This is a genomic window from Rhizobium sp. LjRoot98 (assembly GCF_964252935.1).
Taxonomy (GTDB): Bacteria; Pseudomonadota; Alphaproteobacteria; order Rhizobiales; family Rhizobiaceae; genus Pararhizobium.
In genome coordinates this window covers 1-5,575 of the sequence record NZ_CAXUPW020000037.1, presented here as the reverse complement: position 1 = coordinate 5,575, position 5,575 = coordinate 1, and the positions used below count along the sequence as shown (strand labels likewise).

Genomic DNA, 5,575 nt, shown 5'->3' with positions numbered 1-5,575 from the left:
GATATGAACCCTACCGCCGTAATCCTCTTTTCCGCCGCTACCCTGATCGCGTCTACGACCCATTCCGCCGAGGTCGAACTCTGGCGGCTCAATTGCGGCAAGATCGAGGTCCGAGACCTTTCACTTTTCTCCGATATCTATCGTCACATTGGCGAGAAACGGACCTTGACCGACAGCTGCTATGTGATCCGCCACGATCAGGATTACCTGCTTTGGGACGCTGGACTGCCCGCTGGGCTTCTCGGCGCAAAGCCTGATCCGAACGCTGTCCTTGCGCCAAGTCTCACGACGGACATTCCGGCCCAACTCGCAGAACTTGGCCTGAAGCCGGAGCAGATCAGCCGCCTCGGCATCAGCCACAACCACTTCGATCATGTCGGACAGGCAGAAGCATTTTCGCAGGCAACGCTGATGATAAGCGCCGCCGATCTCGCTCAGTTCAAGGCCGATCCGCTGCCCTTCGCCGTCGATCCAGCCCTCATCAAGCCGTGGCTGAATGGTAGCTCGAAGATTGACCCCATCTCGGGCGACCGCGATGTTTTTGGTGATGGCAAAGTGACCATACTTTCTACGCCCGGCCACACCCCGGGCGAAACGAGTTTGCTGGTTCGCCTGGCGGAAACCGGACCGGTCCTACTTTCTGGTGACGTCGCGCATTTCGAAGAGCAGTTCGAGGATGGTGGCGTACCGGCGTTCAACTTCGACCGCGCCGAAACGCTAGCTTCAATGGAGCGACTTACAGGGATTGCTAAAGCTCTTAACGCCACCCTTGTTGTACAGCACGATGTCAATGATATCACCAAACTGCCGGCCTTCCCGAAAAGTGCCAGATAGCAACGCTTAGGCCGCCTAAAAATTCACTGCCAAAGAAAGCCGCGGTGTCCGGCACCAGAAATCTCACTGGGTATCTCGGGTGCTAAGCTTTTCTTTTTGGCGGTCGAGCCACGATAGCGGCGCTCCTTTTCAACCGTAACGCGGATGTGCGGGCCGTAGAGAACGCGGCAGCGTCGTCGGCGTACAGCCATTCTGCCTCAAAGTCAGCGGAATCACCCGGGCGCAACATAAATGGCTTGCCGAAGTTCAACCCGGCAAGCCGAAATTTGATGCGAATAACACCGCAAATGATGAGGCGCTAGATGATTGCCAATCAGATCAGTCTTACCCCTTACGCAGAGTCGCGCGTGTGATCTCGCCCGTCGGGCCCCAGGTGAAAACATAAGCCCCGTTTGAAGACAGGGTCGCCGTGCTTCCGTTTGTACCGACCGTCGTCGAAAGACGGTTGCTGGTCAGTTTCACATTTTTCAATGTTTGCGCGCGGCCTTGGAAGGAGTAGCTGACAGCGCCGCTGGGTGTAACGACGATGCGAACCGGTTTGCCGCTTGGCAATTTTCCATTCCACTCTCCGACAAACGCGCTCTCTGCTGATGAAAGTGGCGCACCGTTGTTCGCCGGCACACCTCCACCCGCAACACATGCAGAAAGAGAAATAGAGACAAGCACGACTGCAATAAGTTTCTTCATATTGGCCCCTTACGAAATTGTTGTGTGCAACGCTCAATCGCTACCCGAACACTTCGGGTGCGGCCTCACCAATATTGATGAGACAAACGGCGACCGGTTCGGACTGCAGGAAATAATATTGCTTAAGCCCCAGCATTTTGCTCCTTTCAGATGGAGCTCGGGCTCTTACGCCGTAAGGTTCAAAAGTAAACGACGTGACATTGCTGATTTTGGAAGCTGTTACACAATTCAAGTGCCGGCATTAGGTAACGCTAAAGGTAATGCAATCAATATAGAAGGATATTGCATCCAAATGAGCTCACGGATGCTCGATTTGGCGGTACAGTCGCGCAAGCGTAGGGGTAGACGGCCTCATGGATAGTTACGATGTCGATCTCATCGAACGAATTTATACAGCAAGTGTTATTCCCGAGCAGTGGGCCGGCGTGATCGACCGCCTGTCAAATCGAATGGCTGGACGCGGCGGGTCACTCTTCCTCCTTGCGGATGGGCAATTGTCATGGGCTGCGCCGCCGGCTACCCACAGCGTCATGGAAGAATATGTCGCAGGCGGCTGGGATAAGAAAAACCCCCGCCTCTCAGCGCTTCTCGCACGTGCACATCCAGGTTTCATTCAGGACCGCGATATAGCCGGTAAAGAGTACGACAGTCTGCCGATTGTTACCGAATTCCTGCGTCCACGCGATATCCTCTTTACCGCTGCTACAGTCATAAAGGGCGCCCGGGACGACCTTGCTGTTTTTTCGATCGACCGTGGCCGCGCTGGCGGATATTTCACGCCAGGTGATATCGCTTTTCTCGACCGCGTTCGTCCGCATCTCGCCCGTGCTGTTGCACTTTCCGGTCGCCTTAAAATGCAGCAGGCAGCAACGGCCACCGCTGCCCTCGCCATGATCGGCATCCCTGCGGCTGTCCTGCGCAAAAACCACACGTTGTATGCAGCAAACGCGTTATTTCAGGACCTTATTGGTGAGGTCTTTATTGCATCGGCGTTTGGCCGCCTTTCGTTAGGTGATCCTCGGGCCGATCGTTGGCTCAAGCAGGCGCTTGCAGACAACGGGCGAGCTGCGACCACTGTGCGCTCGATCCCGATCAATAGTTTCGCCGGCGTTATTGGAGTGCTTCATGCAATCCCCGCATGCCATCACGCTCGTGACTTACTTGGTGAGGGCGGTACGTTTCTGGTTCTCGCCCAGCCCAAGGACAATTCTGTCGTTGATCCCGAGTGGCTTCGTTGGCTGTACGACCTGTCACCAACGGAAGCAGAAGTTGCGGCCCACCTGTCGCGCGGTTTGACCGTCGGCAACATTGCGCGGGTTCGTGGCACGTCTGTCTCGAGCGTGCGGACCCATGTAAAAAGCCTGCTGCGGAAGACGGGGCTTACTCGCCAAACAGACTTTATCCGCTCTGTCAGCAGTCTCGCAGCCATCTCCCCGGCTATACTTCGAAATTGACATTGCCGGACGCATCGTCATTTCTATTTAATTGGTATGGCGTCCCTTCCCCCAGTGCTTGGCATCAATCCAACAAGAACCGGTCACCTTACAGGTTTCGTGCGGTTACCGTAGGATTTCGCGCAGTTCACGTTCCGGCCCCTCCAACGAAGATTCATGTCCACTCCTGGAACAAAACCTCTATGTACAAGTTGGAGGCCCGTTGCAGATACCTTGGTGTTGGGAGAGACGATAATGCCAGTAAGATGGCGCGAACCCGTAAATATCAAAGCTCCGGTGAGCGGGGATGTTCGCGTCGACGGCCCGTTCGAAGCACTGATTGTTTTATTGGAGGAATGGCCGGACCTCCGAGGATCAGGTTATGTCAGAGCCCGCAGTATGTGCCGCGCTGCCGTCGCAGGCCATAAGGATGCCGAGGACGCCCGCAAAATTTTCGTCGTCGCGGCGAAGGAAGCAAAGCTGCTGCATTGATGGCACGGCTCCACGCGATCAATGCAACAACCCATGGAGTATCTATGACAAATAGTTGGGAAGAGCCAGTTAAACTGGTGTTCGCTGACAGCGGAACGGTGCTGGTAACCGGTCCCAGGGAAGCTCTTGAATACCTGTTGTATATCTGGCCGACGAGTCAGACCGAACTATACGCCAAGTGCAAGGAAACCTGCATGGAAGCGATAGAGGGTGTCACCCCGGTTGAAGAAGCCCGCAGTGTCTTCGAGCGCGCAGCGCGTGAGGCGAGGTTACTTTCGTGAGCGTTTAAATCCAAAGGGAATTGCGAACTCTGGCAAAGATCTTCTGATACGCATCCGGTGAAATCTCCTGAGATTAATGGTCAGTACGCAAGGCGACTGCTCGATTGCGTAGATGCCTGGGTAGATGCCTTGGACGGCAGGTTCAACACCTTCAAGAGGAAGCGTTTCGGGCAGGTCGGACAAGAGTGGAAACGGCGCAGGCACAGCTCGATATTATCAAGCGCAATGCGTCTGTTCTGTCGAGTAACTCGGGCAACTAGCCGCCTCCTAGCTCTCGCCGATCTCGGCGAGAGCTAATCCCACAGCTTTAATCGCATTTCAAGAACTTGCTCGAATGAACCTCGAGGCTAACGCTGACCACCTTGGCCGCCACCCTGCTGACCACCTTGTTGCTGATTAGTCATCGGTATTTCCTCCTGTTAACCGTCGCACGTTTGTCGACGTGAAGCCTAATCATGCATTGAAGGTTCTGTTCCCCCTTGATTCTCTAATTTCGCGATCCCAAGGCGGAACAAATAGTCACGCACCTTGTTGAGCTCTAATTGAGCTCTGCAGTAGAGACGACTGTGTCGGATCTGGTATTTCTGGTGATAGGCGCCGCGCAACTGCTCGCCGCCCTCGCTCTTTTACTTGTGGGACCTTGGCGCAAAGGGCGCCGCGGCGGATGGTTAGGCTATTGACCTGTGCGCGCGCCGCACGCGATTCGCGTCTGAAAAAGCTTATCGACAGCAGCAAAACTCGAGCTTCGCGTTTTCCTATTTCGATAGCGCCACTGACCTGAGCCCCTGAACTTCCTCCAGATTTTGGTAGAGTCCGTCGTATCAAGGAGACGGACGGAATGAAGCATTCACGGTTCACGGACGAGCAGATCATCGGGATATTGAAAGAGCAGGAGAGCGGCATGCGGACGGCCGACGTCTGCCGCAAGCACGGGATATCCGAGGCGACCTTCTACAAATACAAGGCAAAGTTCGGCGGCATGGAGGTGTCCGATGCCCGCAAGCTGAAGGCTTTGGAAGACGAGAACGCTAAACTGAAGAAGCTGCTGGCCGAGACCATGCTGGACAATGCCATTCTGAAAGATGTCGCTTCAAAAAAGTGGTGACGCCCGATGTGAAGCGGGACGCTGTGGCTCATGTTTGCAGACAACATGGGGTGAGCCAGCGTCGGGCGTGTGAGGTTTTGTCCGTTGATCGGTCGAGTGTGCGATATCGTAGCATTCGACCGGATGACGCTGATATCCGTGAGGCAATGAAGCTGGTGGCGTCCGAGCGCCGTCGTTTCGGCTATCGCCGCATTCACGTCATGCTGGGTCGGCAGGGCATCATCATGAACCTGAAGAAACTGCGGCGTCTCTATCGCGAAGAGAAGCTGACGGTGCGCAAACGTGGTGGACGCAAACGGGCTTTGGGGACGAGACGTCCTCTGGCGCTGCCCTCGCGTGCCAACGAGCGATGGAGCTTGGATTTCGTCAGCGACGCTTTCACAGATGGTCGTCGCTTTCGGGTTCTGGCCGTCGTCGACGACTTCACCCGCGAATGCCTGGCGCTGGTCGCCGACACGTCGCTCTCAGGCCGGCGGCTTGCGCGGGAACTCGATGCTGTCATCGCCCAACGAGGGAAGCCGCGAACGATTGTCTCCGACAATGGCACGGAGATGACCAGCATGGCCGTTCTGGAATGGTGCCAAAGCACTCACGTCGAATGGCATTACATTGCACCGGGCAAGCCGATGCAGAACGGCTTCGTAGAAAGCTTCAACGGCAGCTTCCGTGACGAATGCCTCAACGAAACACTGTTCTCGTCACTGACGCAGGCGAGGATCGAAATCACAGCATGGAAGGAGGAT

5 protein-coding genes and 1 pseudogene are annotated in these 5,575 nt (G+C 55.5%); 5 read left to right on the top strand and 1 reads right to left on the bottom strand.

Going from position 1 to position 5,575, the window contains the following annotated elements:
- Nucleotides 1-3 precede the first annotated feature (3 nt).
- On the top strand, nt 4-834 hold the full coding sequence (locus ACSQ3J_RS31105) for an N-acyl homoserine lactonase family protein (RefSeq protein WP_436041149.1): 831 nt from the start codon (nt 4-6) through the stop codon (nt 832-834).
- 324 nt (nt 835-1,158) lie between these two features.
- Here the strand turns inward: ACSQ3J_RS31105 and ACSQ3J_RS31100 are convergent, their stop codons facing one another.
- Nucleotides 1,159-1,521 (bottom strand): hypothetical protein, encoded by a 363-nt coding sequence (locus ACSQ3J_RS31100; protein WP_436041147.1) that lies wholly within the window; start codon nt 1,519-1,521, stop codon nt 1,159-1,161.
- 353 nt (nt 1,522-1,874) lie between these two features.
- On the opposite strand from ACSQ3J_RS31100, the gene ACSQ3J_RS31095 reads away from it, so the two are divergent.
- From ACSQ3J_RS31095 to ACSQ3J_RS31080, 4 genes and pseudogenes are all read left to right on the top strand, one after another.
- Nucleotides 1,875-2,975, top strand: coding sequence for a helix-turn-helix transcriptional regulator (locus ACSQ3J_RS31095; protein WP_436041145.1), 1,101 nt, complete (start codon nt 1,875-1,877; stop codon nt 2,973-2,975).
- Nucleotides 2,976-3,131: 156 nt separating this feature from the next.
- A complete protein-coding gene (locus ACSQ3J_RS31090) occupies nt 3,132-3,446 on the top strand; it encodes a DUF982 domain-containing protein (protein WP_348270786.1) in 315 nt (104 codons plus the stop codon).
- A gap of 44 nt (nt 3,447-3,490) precedes the next feature.
- Nucleotides 3,491-3,727, top strand: a complete 237-nt coding sequence (locus ACSQ3J_RS31085) for a DUF982 domain-containing protein (protein WP_162246314.1) — start codon at nt 3,491-3,493, stop codon at nt 3,725-3,727.
- An 838-nt stretch (nt 3,728-4,565) separates the two neighbouring features.
- Nucleotides 4,566-5,575 (top strand): annotated as a pseudogene (locus ACSQ3J_RS31080) (IS3 family transposase); the annotation flags it as partial.